This is a genomic window from cf. Phormidesmis sp. LEGE 11477 (assembly GCF_015207105.1).
Lineage (GTDB): Bacteria > Cyanobacteriota > Cyanobacteriia > Phormidesmidales > Phormidesmidaceae > Phormidesmis.
This window is the reverse complement of sequence record NZ_JADEXO010000041.1, coordinates 31,422-46,236: the sequence shown is the minus strand read 5'-3', so window position 1 is coordinate 46,236 and position 14,815 is coordinate 31,422. Positions and strand designations below refer to the sequence as shown.

Genomic DNA, 14,815 nt, shown 5'->3' with positions numbered 1-14,815 from the left:
TATTCAACCCCTGTCCGCCCACTGGATGACAGCAGTGAGCAGCATCGCCAATCAACGCCATACCTGGCTGCACATAGTGCTTACTTTGCATCAGCTGCACTGGAAACATCACTGGCTGGTTGACTAGTCGTAGCTGGCCCATCTGATCGCCATAGCGGGCCGACAGCTCCTGCATGAACTGGTCTTTGGGTAGAGCTAGCATTGCTTTCGCTTCGGCGTGCGGCGCGGTCCAAACAATCTGACAGCGGTTGTGGGGCAAAGGCAAAATGGCAAAAGGTCCACTGGGCCAGAACTTTTCGTACGCCGTATTCTCATGCGACTGTTCGGGTTCAAGCACAGCAGTGATGCAAGACTGCCAGTACTTCCAGCCAAAGGTTTCGATCTGGGCGCGATCGCGTACCCCTGATCTAGCCCCGTCCGCTCCTACGACTAGCTGCGTGCGAAACTCATAGCACCGAGCATTCTGTTCTACGGTTAGCGTTGTTTTACCGTCCGTAGACTGACTAGAACTTGACGGCCTAGACCTTGGACTAGCCATAGAAGGCAAAACTGTGGCAGGTAGACTCTCAGAAGGCGTATCGGTCTGTGCCAATACCTGAGCCTCACACCAATAGTCGATATTGTCTGCCGCCATCACTGCCGACTGTAGCGCCGCCATCAGCACCGTGTGCTCAGCCGAGTAATAGACTGCCTCTCGCTTAGCGTGCTTGGCACCATGTTCAGGGCGAAAGGTAATCGCCTTGCGATAGTCAGCGTCTGAGAGCTTCACTCGCGCAAAAGGCGTTAGCTGCGGACCTACTCTCTCCCATAGTCCTAATCCTTCTAGGATTTTGGCCGACACGGGTGAAAAGGCATAAGCCCTTTGTCTACCTGCTGCCTGCTTTGCTGTTTGCGCTTCGATCACTGCGACTCTCAACCCGGTATCACGCAATCCACAGGCAAAGACCAGTCCTACAATGCCGCCGCCGACTACCGCCACATCATAGTGCTTGACCTCATAGGGCTTGGCTTCATAGGGCTCGACTTCGGGTAATGTTCTATCAGCAGCGGGGGTGTTCAAAGGAACAGGACTGGCAGAGGCGGCTTGATATGCAGGAAGTGAGCTATGAGCTGCGTGAGCGGACATAAGGTGACATCAAGTTACATGCCTTTACATTGTCGCGTGTGAATCATGATTCATCAACCTATGGAACATCAGATTCGCTGCTTTCAGCTCGGATCCTCTGAGTTTAAGTTTCCTGAGTTCAAGTTTTCTGAGCCTAACGTAGGCTAATCAGCATCAGCCAGCGGCTCTCATTATCTGGTCTACCTGTGCAAACAGGGTTGCTCTGGTGGCGGTGTTGTTGAGGACATAATCCGCCCTTTCGCACTTTTGTTCTAAGTCCATTTGAGCCTTGATTCTAGCGGTGGCGGCGGCGGCGGAAAGCTGATTGCGCTGCATCAACCGTTGCATCTGCTGATCGAGGTGACAATACACGACCCAGGTCTCAGTCACCAGGTGGGTTAAATCTGCTTCAAATAGTAAGGGAATTGAATAAACCAGGGTCTGGGTGGGTGAAAACGTTTTTGTTGCTTTGGTAAATTGCGATCGCACAAACGGATGAATTGCTGCTTCTAGCCACCGCTTTTCAGCATCATCTTGAAAAATGATGCTACCCAACTGCTTTCGATCGAGCGAACCATCAGATAACAGAATATCTAAGCCATAGCGGTGGGCGATCGCAGCCAAAATCTCGCTTCCCTTCTCCACCGCCTGCCGCGCATATATATCTGCATCCAAGATCGGCAGATCGTACTCACTTGCCAGATAAGTAGATACCGTACTCTTGCCCGTGGCAATTCCACCTGTCAGGCCAATGATTCGCCGATCTGGTTTCACTAAGCTTCTACTAACACCAAGCTCCCACTAATTCTGTTACTTTATCTTGCTGTTGTTTTACTTGCTATGGCTTTGTCCTGCTATGGCTCTACTTCGTGTCACTTTACCTTCTGTTGCTTCGCCCAGGATTCCAACCCTGCCGTCAGACCCGACAACGTATATTCCTGCGCCTCCAAAGTGACCTCGCCAAGCAGTTCCTGGCACTCTCTAGATGTTTGGGGGCCGATAGATGCGATCGCCACTCCCTCAATTTGATTTAGCCACCCGTCGCCAAACGTTCCTTCCATTAGCTGGGCAAAATGTCGCACCGTCTTAGAACTAGCAAACGTGATCGCATCGACTGAGCCGTTTTCTAACACTAGCTTCGCCGCTGGCGGAATACTTTCGGGGCAGGCCGATTCATACGCCGCCACCTCAGTCATAACAGCGCCTTTTGCCGTCATCCGCTTCACTAACACATCTCTTCCACCCTTCTCCACCCGAGGAAACAACAGCTTTTTGTCAGTAGGATCTTCAGGAAAATGTTCAATCAAAGCATCCGCTACAAAGCTCGGTGGAATAAAATCAGCGATTAGGCCTCTTTGCTGTAAAAACCCATTGGTTTTCTTGCCGACAACGGCGATCTTTAGATGCGCGAGCGATCGCAAATCTTTTTGATGATGCAGCAGGCGATCGAGAAAGTAGTTGACTGCATTGGGTGAGGTCAAAATTAGCCAGTCAAAGGTATGTAAGGCGGCGATCGCACTATCTATTCCTTTCCAACTCTCAGGCTCCCGAATTTCTAGAGCGGGCAAATCGATCACCTGCGCTCCCTTTTCGCTCAGCATCTGGTTAAACTGGCTGGCCTGACTGGTGGCTCTAGTCACCAAGATTGTCTTACCAGATAGCGGCTTGGATTTGGCCAGCGGTGGCTTCAGATACTGCCGTAGTGCAACCACTTCACCCACCACAATGATGCAAGGCGAAAGTTTGGCACCGCCAACAATCTGCCCGATGCTTAGCAGCGTACCTTGCCAGATCTGCTGCTGCGGTTGGCCTGCCCAGCGAATAATCGCGATCGGCGTTTCAGGACGTTTTTGCTGTGTGAGTAGGCGATCACAAATCGCTTTTAGCTGTCGGCCCCCCATCAGAAAGACGACAGTTTGCAGGTGTGCGATCGCCCCCCAGCTCAACGCATCTAGATCATGCGCGGTGAACGTCCCGAACCCTCGGCTCAGCACCGGATCAGTTAGCGGAATACTGGCCAGCAGCGGCGCAACTAGAGCCGAAGATAAGCCCGGCACCACTTCAAACTCACAGCTCGCTGCCTTCAGTGCCTGAATCTCTGCCGCTGCCCGCCCGAACACAAACGGATCGCCAGCCTTTAGCCGCACCACCTGCTTGCCTGCTTGGCTCAGCCGCACCAGCAGCTGATTAATCTCAGTTTGTGGCGTACTCGGCTGCCCGCCCCGCTTGCCCACATGCCAAAGCTCGCAGTCCGTCGATAGCTGCTGTAGTAGTGAGCTGTCTACTAGTGCGTCATACACCAGGACATCCGCCTGCGATAACAGCCTTTGCCCTCGGCAAGTTAGATAGTTGGCGTTGCCAGGCCCTGCTCCTAATAGATAAACCTTGCCAGCGCTGGATTCAAACATATGAATTGAGACAAATGCTTTAGCTAATCCGCTCTATACTCTCTTAAATCTATACTCTCGTGAAATTGCGAAACAACTATTGTCTGCCTTCTATCTGCATAGTTCGCGTGCGGGTGGCGGATGGAGCCTAGATCGAAGCAAGTAAAGTTTCTACAAGAGTCTATACAGGTTATGTATCGCAATTTATAGACTCGTGAAGAATTCACAGTTTAGCTCGCGGTTACCTATCAAGTCTCATTAGCATGATGAATATCCGATGTTTTCTTGAACATTCCTAGGAGATTAAGGCCATGACATTTTTTCAATCGCTCAACAAAGCGTTCAACTACCTAGCCGAAGCTGTCTATAGAATTTTCAGCCCACATGACGATGCTTATCCTGCGACCGGAATGCAGCCTTTCCTCGGTCGTCCTTATTCAAAGCGGGCTCGCGCCAGATATTAGGTAGCCAGATATTAGGTATCAGTGGCTAAGCATTAATGCTGGAGCTTTTGCTTCAAACAATTGCAAAGCCCCCAAAGGCCAAAGCCTCAACTTCAAAGCCCCCAGATTCTATCAGTTAGAATCTAGGGGCTTTTGTTGTGAATTGTTTGTTGTGAATTGACTAATTCGCTGATAGAGATAGCCTTGGTTAGGCTTCCGCTATCTCGGATGAGTTCTTCTCGCCTAGGGTCATCTCGTCAATAACTAACGCGGAGAGCGCCGGAATAGAATCATCGCCTGTAATCAATCTAGCTCCGCGCTGGCTAGTGAAATAGTGCCAGCCCCATTGGAGTAAGACGAGCAGTTTGTTGTCGAATTCTACTAGGTAATAGATGTGGACAAAAATCCACAAGAACCAGGCAGGAAAACCAGAGATTTTTGCAAAGCCAAGGTCGGCAACCGCTTCGTTTCGACCGATAACGGCCATGCTGCCCTTGTTTTTGTACTCGAACGGGCTAACTGACTTTTTCTCCAGGCGGCGTTGGATAGAGTCTGCTAGGTAGCTTCCCTGCTGCATCGCGGTCGCAGCCGTTCCAGGCAGTGGATTTTCACTGTTGTGAGCATAGTGGGCCAAATCGCCTGCAATAAAGATGTTGGCATAGCCAGGAACGCTGAGATCAGGCTCTACAATGAGGCGGCCAATCCGGTCGAGTTCTGCGCCCGTTTGATCTGCGATCGCTTTCCCCATCGGCGATGCCTTAATACCCGCCGCCCACAGCACAGTAAACGCCTGCACTTTCTCGATTGAATCACCACTTTTGAGCGTAACAATATCACCCTCAATATTGGTAACTAACGTATTAGTGCGAACTTCTACACCTAGCTTTTCTAAGGAATTCTTTGCTGAAACAGACAGATCTCCCGGATAAGGCGGCAGCACCCGATCCATTCCCTCTAGCAAAACCACCTTGGTCTCACCTGGGTTGATGCTGCGAAAATCTTCTCTAAGCGTTTCATATGCCAGCTCAGCTAGGGCACCTGCCAGCTCAACTCCGGTCGGGCCACCACCGACAATAAAGAACGTCAGCAGCGCCTCGCGCCGAGCCGGATCGGTCTCTTTCTCAGCGGCTTCGAACGCTAAAAAGATCCGACGACGAACTTCTAGCGCGTCCTCAATAGTTTTCATACCAGGCGCGATATCAGACCACTCGTCTTTGCCAAAGTAGTGGTGGCTAGAGCCCGTAGCCACAATCAAACTGTCGTAGCTCAGGGTTTCACCGTTTCTAAGACTAACCACCTGAGCTTTTGGCTCTATACCCACCACTTCACCCATCAGCACCTTTACGTTCTTCTGCTTGCTCAAGACTGAACGCAGCGGCGAAGAAATATCTCCGGCTGACAGACCGCCCGTTGCCACCTGGTATAGCAACGGCTGAAAAAGATGAAAGTTGCGCTTGTCAATCAAGGTGACTTTCACATTGGCTTTACCCAGCGCCTTGGCTGCATAGAGACCGCCAAATCCTCCACCGACAATGACCACATGATGTTGCGATTTCTTTCTAGCTGCGGCTGCGGAAGAAACGGGCCGTTGTAGAACTGCTGTCATGGTTGGCTGCCAGTGGGTGTGTATCTTAACTAAAGTTTATATCTTTGATGGCAGTTTTCTGCCAGTGGTATTCCATGACTTTATGAATTTTTTTTGGATTATAGGCTGTGCGATCAGTATCTACATGTATGCTATCGGGCTAAATCAAAATGTAACGGTAGGATTGTCTCGGATGTAGCGGTGACCTAAATTCGGGTGGCCATCAGCAGGTGTGACAGCCGCTGTTCAGGGATATTCAAGACAAACGGCTAGGCAGCAGGCATCGAGAAGGAAAGAATTATGGGGCTAATCGTTCAAAAGTATGGTGGTACTTCGGTAGGAGATACCGAGCGCATTCAGGCAGTTGCTCAGCGAGTTCACCAAACGGCGCTAGCTGGGCACTCGGTCATTGTCGTCGTGTCGGCGATGGGAAAGAGCACTGACGTACTAGTAAAGCTAGCGGACGGAATTACCAGCAATCCTAGTCGGCGAGAGATGGATATGCTGCTCTCGACCGGTGAGCAGGTGACGATCGCGCTGCTGAGTATGGCACTACACGAACGAGGACAAGCAGCCATTTCTCTCACGGGGGCTCAAGTAGGCATCATCACAGAGGCGGAGCATACCAGGGCTCGCATTCTCGAAATCTGCACTGAGCGAATAGAGCGGCACCTAGACGAAGGAAAGGTGATCGTGGTCGCTGGCTTTCAGGGTACTAGCGGGGGAACGGGCAGTCGTTTGGGCGACGATCTAGAAATTACGACGCTAGGTCGCGGCGGTTCAGATACCTCAGCGGTGGCCCTCGCAGCGGCGATGCAGGCAGAACGCTGTGAAATCTATACCGATGTGCCTGGCATTTTGACAGCAGATCCACGCATTGTCCCAGATGCGCGGCTGATGGACGAGATCACCTGCGATGAAATGTTAGAGCTAGCGAGCTTAGGGGCGAGCGTGCTGCACCCTCGGGCGGTGGAGATTGCGCGCAACTATGGCATTCCACTGGTGGTGCGATCTAGCTGGACCGATCAGCCAGGGACTTTGGTAACTGGCCCGATGCCCCAGCCTCGGGCGCTAGAGGGATTAGAAATTGCCCATCCAGTAGATGCGGTGGAATTCGATGCGGATCAGGCAAAGGTGGCATTGCTGCGAGTGCCGGATCGACCGGGGGTAGCGGCGCGGCTGTTTGGCGAGCTAGCCGATCAGTCACTGAATGTGGATTTGGTGATTCAGTCGATTCATGAGGGCAATTCTAATGACATTGCGTTTACCGTGCGATCGCATGTTCTAGACCAAGCCGAAAGCGTCGCCGAGCACATTGCACCGATACTTCGCAGCCAACCGAACGCAACTGACGAAGCCGAAGTGCAGTCGTCGGGGAAGATTGCCAAAATCAGCATTGCCGGGGCGGGGATGATCGGTCGGCCTGGCGTTGCAGCGGGCATGTTTTCGGCGCTGGCAGCGGCGAATGTGAATATTCAGATGATCGCCACCTCTGAAGTGAAAGTGAGCTGTACGGTGGCCCAGTCAGACTGTGACCGGGCAATTGCCACGCTATGCGAGCATTTTGATGTCAGCAGCTCGCCCGCTCGAATTGAGCGAACTCAGCTTGATTTGAGCAGTTTGCCCTCCGTTCGAGGCGCGGCCTTAGATCTCGATCAGTCACAGCTGGCTATTCGCTACGTACCTGACGAGCCCGGACTAGCCGCTAAAATCTTTCAAATTTTGGCCGATCGCGGCATCAGTGTAGACATGATCATTCAGTCTCAGCGCAGCCGTCCGTGCCAGGGTCAGATGACTAGAGATATTGCCTGTACGGTTGCTCAGGCAGATGCGGAGCTAGCCAAAGATATCTTGCGAGCGGCGGCGGCAGAGCTAAACTGCGGCGAGGTGACAGTAGAGCATGCGATCGCCAAAGTCAGCATTGTTGGCATTGGTATGATTCACCGCCCTGGCATTGCGGCGGCTATGTTCAAAGCGCTCTCGGCAGCTAATATCAACATTCGGATGATTGCGACGTCAGAAATAAAAATTAGCTGCGTGGTGGCTCAAGACAATGGGGTCCAGGCTCTGAAGGTTGTCCACGCGGCATTTGATCTAGCGGCGGCTATAGAGGTGCCCGTATGATTGGCCAGATAATTGATCGAGACGCCGCCCTCTTTATCTTTTGGGTGCTATTGCTAGTTGGCTATCTAGTTTTTTCCGCTAAGACAGAAATGGGGACGCAGATAAAATGGCCTTGGAAGAAAGTAGATAGCCCTGAGAAAAAGCAAGCGAAATGAGCTTAGGTAGCTCTATAGGTAGTTCCATGGAGGGATATCCTCACTGGGACACAGCAGCTAAAATTGCGATCATCTACATATGCGAGATGGCGATAGTTATTAACACAGTGAGCACGTCGCCTGCGTACACTTTGTCTACACGGTAACTTTCATGAGCAACACTTCTAACAGCAACCTAATTGAGTCGTTCTATAGCTGGTATCGCGGCGCACTACGTCACCCGAAATGGCGCTGGGCTATCATTCTAGGAACGGCTTTCTACCTAGTGAGCCCAATCGATATTTCGCCTGATATTATCCCGATCATTGGCTGGCTAGACGACGGCATTTTAGCTACCTTACTCGTGACTGAGCTTTCCTCTTTGGCGATGGACTATCTCAAAAAGGGCAAAGACGATACAACGACAGTTGCTGACGCTGAAGACACCATTGATGTGGATGTTGAAGTCGTCTAGTACTAATATAAAGCCTAGGATTAGCCGAATACTGAAAGTAGAAGCAGGCAGACCCGTAGTGCGTCTGCCTTTTAGCTGTCTATCTGTAGTCTATTAGGGTGCTCATGGCGCAGCTGTCTAAGGTGTTTCGGATTCCATTGCCGAAGATTCAGCAGGCATCCAAGTGCCAATGTCCCAAGTGCTGGTGTCCCAAGGCGTAGGATCTACGCCAGTGATGCGATCGCTCACCCCATTCGTCACCGCTCGCCGCACCAGCGGGATCACAATTGCATCCTGGCTCAAAATCGTATTCATCTGCTGGAAAAGTTGCGATCGCTTCTCTGGGTCTAGCTCTTTGCTGGCCTGGGTCCAAACTTTGTCATACTCAGGATTGCAATAGCGACCGTTGTTGGGCTTTTGCCACCTATTTTCTAGCGAAGCAACCTCGTCACACAGCCACCAGCTCATGTAGATAGAAGGATCTGGCGTATCGCTACCGGCGTTGTACTTTTGCATATCTGCATAGAAGTGATTAAGGCTGCGAGTTTGAGCAGGATTCGCAGAAAAGAAATCGTCCATAGTTACCTGGCGGTTTTCGACTTCTATCTCTACTGCCGCTAGACTCTCTTTGACAAACTCTTGAGTCTGCTGACGCACGGGATTGATCGGCGTTTGAAAGACCAGACGCATTTCAATCCCGTCTTTGTCTCGAATGCCGTTGCCGTTGGTATCTTTCCAGCCCGCTTCGTTCAGCAGGGCGTTGGCTTTGGTCACGTCATATCGATAGGGCAAGTTAGGATTAGTGTAGCTGCGTGGAAAGGGCAGTAGCTGGTTGGTTCGCTGGCCCGCATTGCCATAGATTTCATCTGCGATCGCCGTTTGCTCAATCGCAAAGTCAATCGCCTGGCGTACCCGCACATCGCTTAAAAATGGATGCGGATTCTCTACGCTCGACTTCTCGCCGTCTTCAGTTGCTTTGTTCGGGTCGGTCGGATTGAGCATGATTCGTTCTACAAACGCGCCAAACGTTGCCATCACCCGACCTTCACTATCGGCGGCTAGGGCCAAACGATCGTCTACGCCTATCTGCAAGTTATGAGCAAAATCCGCTGACCCCTCACGCAATACCCGCTGTGCTGCTTCATAAGGGGTGACGCCACCTTCTAGCTCCACCAGCGTAAAAGCAGGAAGATCCTCTCTAAACTGTTCATTAGCTGCATAGGTCCAGCGGCCCTCCGTTACGGTGATAAATCGATAGGGCCCTGTGCCAACGGGCTGTAGGTTTTCGGGGGCCTGCCTGGCGTTGATGCCTTGCACTTTCTCAAAGATATGCTTCGGCAAAATCATGCCGTTTTGTCCTGTGAAAGGGAGTGCCCAAGATGGGTTTGGCTCTTTGAACGTAATTTTGACCGTCAGCGGATCAATCGCCTCAACTTTCTCAATTGCTTTGTAATATTTTTCAGTGACCGCTGCTACTTGTGGATCGCTGACAAAGCTATAGGTGAACACGACATCTTCAGCCGTAAAGGGCTGGCCATCTGACCAGCGAACATCTGGCTTCAGTCGCCAGGTGATAGACCGACCGTCCGCCGCGATACCGCCGTTTTCTGGCGTTGGAATCACCTGCGCCAAAACTGGAACCATGCTGCCGTCGGCTGCGTACGTCGCCAGCGGTTCATAGACAATTCGCGCTGCCTCAAAGTCTTGAAAGCCGCTGGCTAGATGGGGATTGAGCGTTGTTGGCGTTCGGCTATACAGCAGCCTCAGCACTGAATTGCGGCGTGAAGCTTCAGGTTCACTATCGGCTACTAGCGGACGAGAACAGCTCGATAAGGCTACCAGACTCGTCAACAACAAGCCCATGGACAAACCCACGGATAGATTCAGCGCAGACCTACCTGGCCACTTACAAGCAGACAATAAAAACTTCATCACACGCATACAGGATAGTAGAGGCCAAGAAACTAGGCGAAGCGACAAAAGCTTACAGTTCTCTTCTACTCACTTTCGCTAAGCATTTGTTGCTAAGCATTTGCCGATAGAAACGGTAGCTTCTCAGCGATTGGATCGCTCACAGGCGTATCTGATAGACGCGCCCAGTATTCACTCAAAAAATGAATCTGCCGCAGTCCTACAACTAGATTCAAACCTGGCACAATGATCCACCAAGATACCAAAGGTGCCTGCCAGCCCTGCGCTTCATACAGCCGATTAATTTCCCGGTACAGCCGAAACTGCACAATGTAGATCCAAAGCACGCCTAGAAAAGCAAACCGACCAAACCAACCTGGTACGTCAGGGTCAAAGACTGCTAGTAGCAAAGGCGCAGCAATACCCAAGACGAACGGAACCAGGCAGAGAGCGCCAGACCAGACCTTCTGATCATGGACTTTTAGCTCATCTTGAATCACCCATTTGTAATAGCCGTAGTACAAAAGGCCAGTCAGAACCGAAAGCAGGATGACCCGTGTCATTGGCCGAGGGGTCCCTAGAGCAGGCTCTGATGTAACAGCAGATGTAGAGGAAGTTGTCACAGCCATGAAAAAGAAAATGAGGCTTTGGATATAAAAGTTAACATATCAGTGAGGGAACAATGCAGATACCTCAGTATTCACTCTCTCTGATGGAAATATTTGATACCTAGATTGAGTGCGTATATTCTTGTGATTTTTTGTCCTGACCGTCAGTTTCACCGTGGAAGAATTAAGTGGTAGATGCACCCGACCGTTCCCTGGTTCTCTTGTGAGCTTCTCATTTGAGGATTAGGGAATTTTTTTGCAACATGGTCTATCAAAAAAAGGCCGCACATAGCGACCTTTTCTCTATAGTTCTGTTGTCTGTATTCAGCTACCTAATTCAGGTATGCAAAAACTAAAGGCTAGACTAAAACAAGGCCAATACAGCGGCGTTTCTAGGCTTCAGAAACAGCAGTCTCTTCGGTGGCTGCTTCGGTAACCGCTGCTTCAGCAGTAGCTTCTCCAGCAGCAGCTTCTTCGGTATTGGTAACCGCTGCTTCAGTAGCAGCTTCGCCAGTAGCAGCTTCGCCAGTAGCAGCCTCTTCGGTGCTGGTAACCGTTTCTTCGGTAGCAGTTTCTTCAGTGACGGTCTCTTCAGCGGCAGCTTCCACCACTTCTTCCACTTTCTTAGTAGGTTTAGGACCACGCATCAGGGCCGGATTCATCGGTGCTTTGGGCGCATCGTCTTTACCGCGACCGCGACCTTTTCGCTTGCCTCTACCACCGCGCCCTTGATCGTCACGGTCATCGCGCTTGCTGCTATCTCCCCCGTCAGTGCGGTCAGCTTTTTTGACCGGCTTAGGGGTGTTTCTCGCTGCTTTTGGCTGGTCGTCGCTAGGATTGGTTTGCTGAGCTGCTTCGCGATCGCTCTTCTTGATAGGACGATCTACCATGGAATTATCCGCCTGTATAAGATTTCAAACCAATCGTATCACGACGATATGGTCTTAGTTCTCGGCGTGAGAATCGGCATAGTAGAAGAGTCTTGAGTTAGCCAGCTAGGGTAAATAAACTGCTTAATGAACGCTCATGCATGCTCAATTGGGGCACCTAACTAGGCGGCCAGGCGTCCACATCTTTATCTATTGACGGTTCGCTCTCAAGCAAGGGCGTATTGCCTTCGGATGAAGCATCGATCGTCTTACCCACCTCGCCGTTGTCTAGTACGGCCTCTGGATCGAAGTTCAACCCCAATACGTCAATCAGCGCATCTTCATCAGAGTTCAGCTGATAAAACGGCACCATCAGGTTAGACAGTTTCGGTTCTAGGGCGTTGACAACACCCAAAATCAGAAAAGAAGACGGCCTGCGACCCCCTTCAGGCGTGCGGACAGAGGTCGTGGCCATCTGCACTTCTAGCCAGGTGCGGTTGGCACGAAAGTAGTCCAACCACTTGTCTCGAATAACAGAAGTAAAGTTCTCAAAAAAGGCCATTGTTCAACCTGTAAGGAATCGTCGAAAAGTCAGCTAGCGCTGTGCAGCCTAGCTAATGAGCAGACACAAACGAGCGGACACAAACTAATATCGAGGCAGATGTAATTGCCTCAATATCGCAGCAATCTAGCACCCTTCAGGCGAGTTGACTAGGGCATATCAAACTATTTTTATCAATAAATTTTCACTAGATTTACGGTTGTAGAATCGTCATAGCAAAGAACGGACCACTAGCTAGCGATCAGGACTAGTTGAAGAGACTGCTGACTTTTAAACCGCCAGTTGAGACGCCCATGGTCACATCGACATCGGTTTCACGGTGAGCTTTGAAGTCTTCGACGGCCTGGTATACACCGGCTGCAATTTGTTCATGACTTTTAGTTACGAGGGGGTCGGCCTCTAGTAGCTGAAATTTGTAGTACAGCATCTGAGAAAAATCACCCAGATCGCCCGCCATAAATTCGGCAGCAGAAACATTTATTGATCCCTTCTCCATGATCTGCTCGATTAGCTGGGGGCTCAAGATCGATTGAAATTGCTGAACGTATGCCCAGGTAATTGACTGCAGCTCTAATTGCAGATCTCCTTTTTCGGTGTAGCTAGCAACCCGCTGGGCGATCGCAATCCACTCTGGTGCCACCCAGCGACTCAGCGCCTTTTTGACCTCAAAAGAAGCGATTACCCGTTTGACCAGCACTCTGCTGCCCGAGCGACTCAGCGAGCCGTCGTTTAGAGTAGCGATGATAGTCTGAGCAAGTCCGATGATGTCATTAGTCTGCCAGTCTGCATCTTCAGGGGCAAACTGCTGCAGGTAGGCATTCATAATGTTGATGATGGCTATTTCTTGTTCGTCTAGCCATATAGAAGCTTTTTCGGCCAGTAGCTGTGCCCCTGCATCGACTAATGAGGCGTCTGTCCCCAGGCTGCTGTAGGCAGCGATCGCCTCGTCGATAAAAGGCTCTAGCTGGCGATCTTTGATCGATACGGTTGCTATGCTAGCGGCGATCGCGCCAACGACTGCCCGCAGCTCTAGCTCGTCTTCTAGCTGACCAAAGGTAATACTGTAGGCCCGTAAAACGTTAACGACCTGCTTGAGATTTTCAATTCGAGCGTCTGATGAAGGTTGAGTAGTCACAGCGATACCTGCTAAAGAATCAGAAGAGTCAGAGTCAGTAGTCAACTGGCCAGAAGAAGGCGTTGAAGGCGCAGAATTGTCTGAAGCTGAGGACTCTGAACTGGAGGACTCTGAACTAGATAGACTTCTGGAGAGAGCTACGGTGCGATCGCCTAGCTCTGATCCGTCAGGCGGAGCGGCCTCTTTGCGAAAAAAGTTGAAAAATCTGCGGAATAGTCGAAACACCTTAAAAACTACCTACCTTTTGAATATCTTTGGAGGCTGCTTACTCAACTGGGGCCAAACAACGCTATCGCGCTCAAAATTTAGTCTGTTTTCGTCGTTTATCCTGCTTACTTTACTGTTTTAAGAATACAGCTTTGAGAATACAGTCCTACGCAGCGGCTCGAATCGTAGCTGCAATCGATTCGGACAGAGCAGCGTAATCATAGCCCCCTTCTAAGCCAAATAAAACGGCAGGCGTCAGCGACTGACACGCCTGAGCAAACCAGCCATAGTCATCAGGCTGCAAACATACGCCTGCTAAAGGATCGGCTTGATTCGCGTCGTAGCCAGCGCTGACTATCAAAAGATCAGCACCGAAATCTGACAAAAAAGGATAGGCATACTCGTACCAAAGCTTTTGATAATCGCTAAGCTGAGCGCCCGGTGGAACGGGTAAGTTCAATACGTTGTTAAACTTGCCAGTTTCGTTGGCTTGGCCAGTGCCTGGATAGGCTGGAGACTGGTGAAAGGAGCAGTAGGCCAGCTGCGAATTTGCTTCGATTAGGTGCTGGGTGCCGTTACCGTGGTGAACATCCCAATCTAGAATGGCAACTTTGTTGATTTGTGATCGGTTGCTGGCCAGTTTGTCAGGGCCAGCGGCGGCATCTGGCAGGTCGGAATTGCTCGAATAGGTTGATGAAGAAGAACTGAGGCTATTTGTACTGCTGGCATTCGGACTACTGGTATTGATCGCGTAGTGAGCTGCGATCGCCGCGTTGCTCAGCAGGCAAAATCCCATTCCTCTATCACTTTCCGCATGGTGCCCTGGCGGGCGAACGAGTGCAAAGGCGGGGGCGCGATGTTGACATACCCAATCGAGTCCATCTAGCCAAGCCGCTACGGCCAATATTGCAACGTCATAGCTTTGAGCACTGACTACCGTATCGCTATCAATCTGGCCACCGCCGCCATCAGCAATCTTCTTCAAAGCCCGGACGTAGCCTTGATTGTGTACTCGATAGATATGGTCTAGCACTGGCCGGGAAGACGGCTCAATCCATTCGATGCGTCTAGCCCAAGCATCATCATCTGACTCTGACTGTTGACATCTTCGAAGGTAGTTAACCGCAGCCCTTAGCCGCCCAGCATTTTCAGGATGTCCAGCACCCGTATTGTGATGTGTAAATAGATTGCTATAAAAAACTGGAAACGACAGTTTCATAAGGTATCAGAGGAGTTCATAGAATATCTCAAAGGACGCTGTCAAAGGGCAAGGGAAAACCGCTAAGCAACG

14 protein-coding genes are annotated in these 14,815 nt (G+C 50.8%); 4 read left to right on the top strand and 10 right to left on the bottom strand.

What is annotated here, in order from left to right; translation table 11 throughout:
• From IQ256_RS13690 to cobA, 3 genes are all read right to left on the bottom strand, one after another.
• On the bottom strand, positions 1 to 1,126 hold a 1,126-nt coding region (locus IQ256_RS13690), incomplete at its 3' end, for an FAD-dependent oxidoreductase (protein WP_193856102.1).
• 153 nt (positions 1,127 to 1,279) lie between these two features.
• Positions 1,280 to 1,879 (bottom strand): dephospho-CoA kinase, encoded by a 600-nt coding sequence (coaE, locus tag IQ256_RS13685; protein WP_193856101.1) that lies wholly within the window; start codon positions 1,877 to 1,879, stop codon positions 1,280 to 1,282.
• A gap of 98 nt (positions 1,880 to 1,977) precedes the next feature.
• Complete coding sequence (gene cobA / locus IQ256_RS13680) at positions 1,978 to 3,513, bottom strand: uroporphyrinogen-III C-methyltransferase (RefSeq protein WP_193856100.1); 1,536 nt, start codon at positions 3,511 to 3,513, stop codon at positions 1,978 to 1,980.
• 290 nt (positions 3,514 to 3,803) lie between these two features.
• Between cobA and IQ256_RS13675 the strand changes: the two genes are divergently transcribed.
• Positions 3,804 to 3,956 (top strand): nicotinate phosphoribosyltransferase, encoded by a 153-nt coding sequence (locus IQ256_RS13675; protein ID WP_193856099.1) that lies wholly within the window; start codon positions 3,804 to 3,806, stop codon positions 3,954 to 3,956.
• Positions 3,957 to 4,143: 187 nt separating this feature from the next.
• Here IQ256_RS13675 and IQ256_RS13670 read toward each other — a convergent pair whose 3' ends face one another.
• Positions 4,144 to 5,541, bottom strand: a complete 1,398-nt coding sequence (locus IQ256_RS13670) for an NAD(P)/FAD-dependent oxidoreductase (protein WP_193856098.1) — start codon at positions 5,539 to 5,541, stop codon at positions 4,144 to 4,146.
• Between the two features lie 279 nt (positions 5,542 to 5,820).
• Here IQ256_RS13670 and IQ256_RS13665 point away from each other — a divergent pair, with 279 nt between their 5' ends.
• The 3 genes from IQ256_RS13665 to IQ256_RS13655 all read left to right on the top strand — a co-directional run bounded on the left by IQ256_RS13665 (position 5,821) and on the right by IQ256_RS13655 (position 8,253).
• A complete protein-coding gene (locus IQ256_RS13665; protein WP_193856097.1) occupies positions 5,821 to 7,644 on the top strand; it encodes an aspartate kinase in 1,824 nt (607 codons plus the stop codon).
• The gene (locus IQ256_RS13660; protein WP_193856096.1) at positions 7,641 to 7,799 is read left to right on the top strand and encodes a hypothetical protein; all 159 of its coding nucleotides are present in this window, start codon (positions 7,641 to 7,643) and stop codon (positions 7,797 to 7,799) included. Before IQ256_RS13665 ends, IQ256_RS13660 begins: the two co-directional genes overlap by 4 nt.
• A gap of 151 nt (positions 7,800 to 7,950) precedes the next feature.
• Positions 7,951 to 8,253, top strand: a complete 303-nt coding sequence (locus IQ256_RS13655; RefSeq protein ID WP_193856095.1) for a DUF1232 domain-containing protein — start codon at positions 7,951 to 7,953, stop codon at positions 8,251 to 8,253.
• 117 nt (positions 8,254 to 8,370) lie between these two features.
• On the opposite strand, the gene IQ256_RS13650 is transcribed toward IQ256_RS13655, so the two are convergent.
• The 6 genes from IQ256_RS13650 to IQ256_RS13625 form a co-directional block, all read right to left on the bottom strand.
• Positions 8,371 to 10,095 (bottom strand): peptide ABC transporter substrate-binding protein, encoded by a 1,725-nt coding sequence (locus tag IQ256_RS13650; RefSeq protein ID WP_193856094.1) that lies wholly within the window; start codon positions 10,093 to 10,095, stop codon positions 8,371 to 8,373.
• Positions 10,096 to 10,256: 161 nt separating this feature from the next.
• On the bottom strand, positions 10,257 to 10,706 hold the full coding sequence (locus IQ256_RS13645) for a hypothetical protein (RefSeq protein ID WP_228024856.1): 450 nt from the start codon (positions 10,704 to 10,706) through the stop codon (positions 10,257 to 10,259).
• 437 nt (positions 10,707 to 11,143) lie between these two features.
• The gene (locus IQ256_RS13640) at positions 11,144 to 11,641 is read right to left on the bottom strand and encodes a hypothetical protein (protein ID WP_193856092.1); all 498 of its coding nucleotides are present in this window, start codon (positions 11,639 to 11,641) and stop codon (positions 11,144 to 11,146) included.
• A gap of 157 nt (positions 11,642 to 11,798) precedes the next feature.
• Complete coding sequence (locus tag IQ256_RS13635) at positions 11,799 to 12,182, bottom strand: DUF5331 domain-containing protein (protein ID WP_193856091.1); 384 nt, start codon at positions 12,180 to 12,182, stop codon at positions 11,799 to 11,801.
• Between the two features lie 247 nt (positions 12,183 to 12,429).
• Positions 12,430 to 13,317, bottom strand: a complete 888-nt coding sequence (locus IQ256_RS13630; RefSeq protein ID WP_193856090.1) for a hypothetical protein — start codon at positions 13,315 to 13,317, stop codon at positions 12,430 to 12,432.
• 373 nt (positions 13,318 to 13,690) lie between these two features.
• Positions 13,691 to 14,743 carry a histone deacetylase gene (locus tag IQ256_RS13625; protein ID WP_193856089.1) on the bottom strand — a complete coding sequence of 351 codons (1,053 nt, stop codon included), beginning with the start codon at positions 14,741 to 14,743 and terminating at the stop codon, positions 13,691 to 13,693.
• Between the last annotated feature and the right edge of the window lie 72 nt (positions 14,744 to 14,815).

Bases quoted from the DNA above. Each gene is read 5' to 3' on its own strand.
- cobA (WP_193856100.1), bottom strand. From the start codon at position 3,513: ATGTTTGAATCCAGCGCTGGCAAGGTTTATCTATTAGGAGCAGGGCCT.
- IQ256_RS13675 (WP_193856099.1), top strand. From the start codon at position 3,804: ATGACATTTTTTCAATCGCTCAACAAAGCGTTCAACTACCTAGCCGAA.
- IQ256_RS13670 (WP_193856098.1), bottom strand. From the start codon at position 5,541: ATGACAGCAGTTCTACAACGGCCCGTTTCTTCCGCAGCCGCAGCTAGA.
- IQ256_RS13665 (WP_193856097.1), top strand. From the start codon at position 5,821: ATGGGGCTAATCGTTCAAAAGTATGGTGGTACTTCGGTAGGAGATACC.
- IQ256_RS13660 (WP_193856096.1), top strand. From the start codon at position 7,641: ATGATTGGCCAGATAATTGATCGAGACGCCGCCCTCTTTATCTTTTGG.
- IQ256_RS13655 (WP_193856095.1), top strand. From the start codon at position 7,951: ATGAGCAACACTTCTAACAGCAACCTAATTGAGTCGTTCTATAGCTGG.
- IQ256_RS13650 (WP_193856094.1), bottom strand. From the start codon at position 10,095: ATGGGCTTGTTGTTGACGAGTCTGGTAGCCTTATCGAGCTGTTCTCGT.
- IQ256_RS13645 (WP_228024856.1), bottom strand. From the start codon at position 10,706: ATGACACGGGTCATCCTGCTTTCGGTTCTGACTGGCCTTTTGTACTAC.
- IQ256_RS13640 (WP_193856092.1), bottom strand. From the start codon at position 11,641: ATGGTAGATCGTCCTATCAAGAAGAGCGATCGCGAAGCAGCTCAGCAA.
- IQ256_RS13635 (WP_193856091.1), bottom strand. From the start codon at position 12,182: ATGGCCTTTTTTGAGAACTTTACTTCTGTTATTCGAGACAAGTGGTTG.
- IQ256_RS13625 (WP_193856089.1), bottom strand. From the start codon at position 14,743: ATGAAACTGTCGTTTCCAGTTTTTTATAGCAATCTATTTACACATCAC.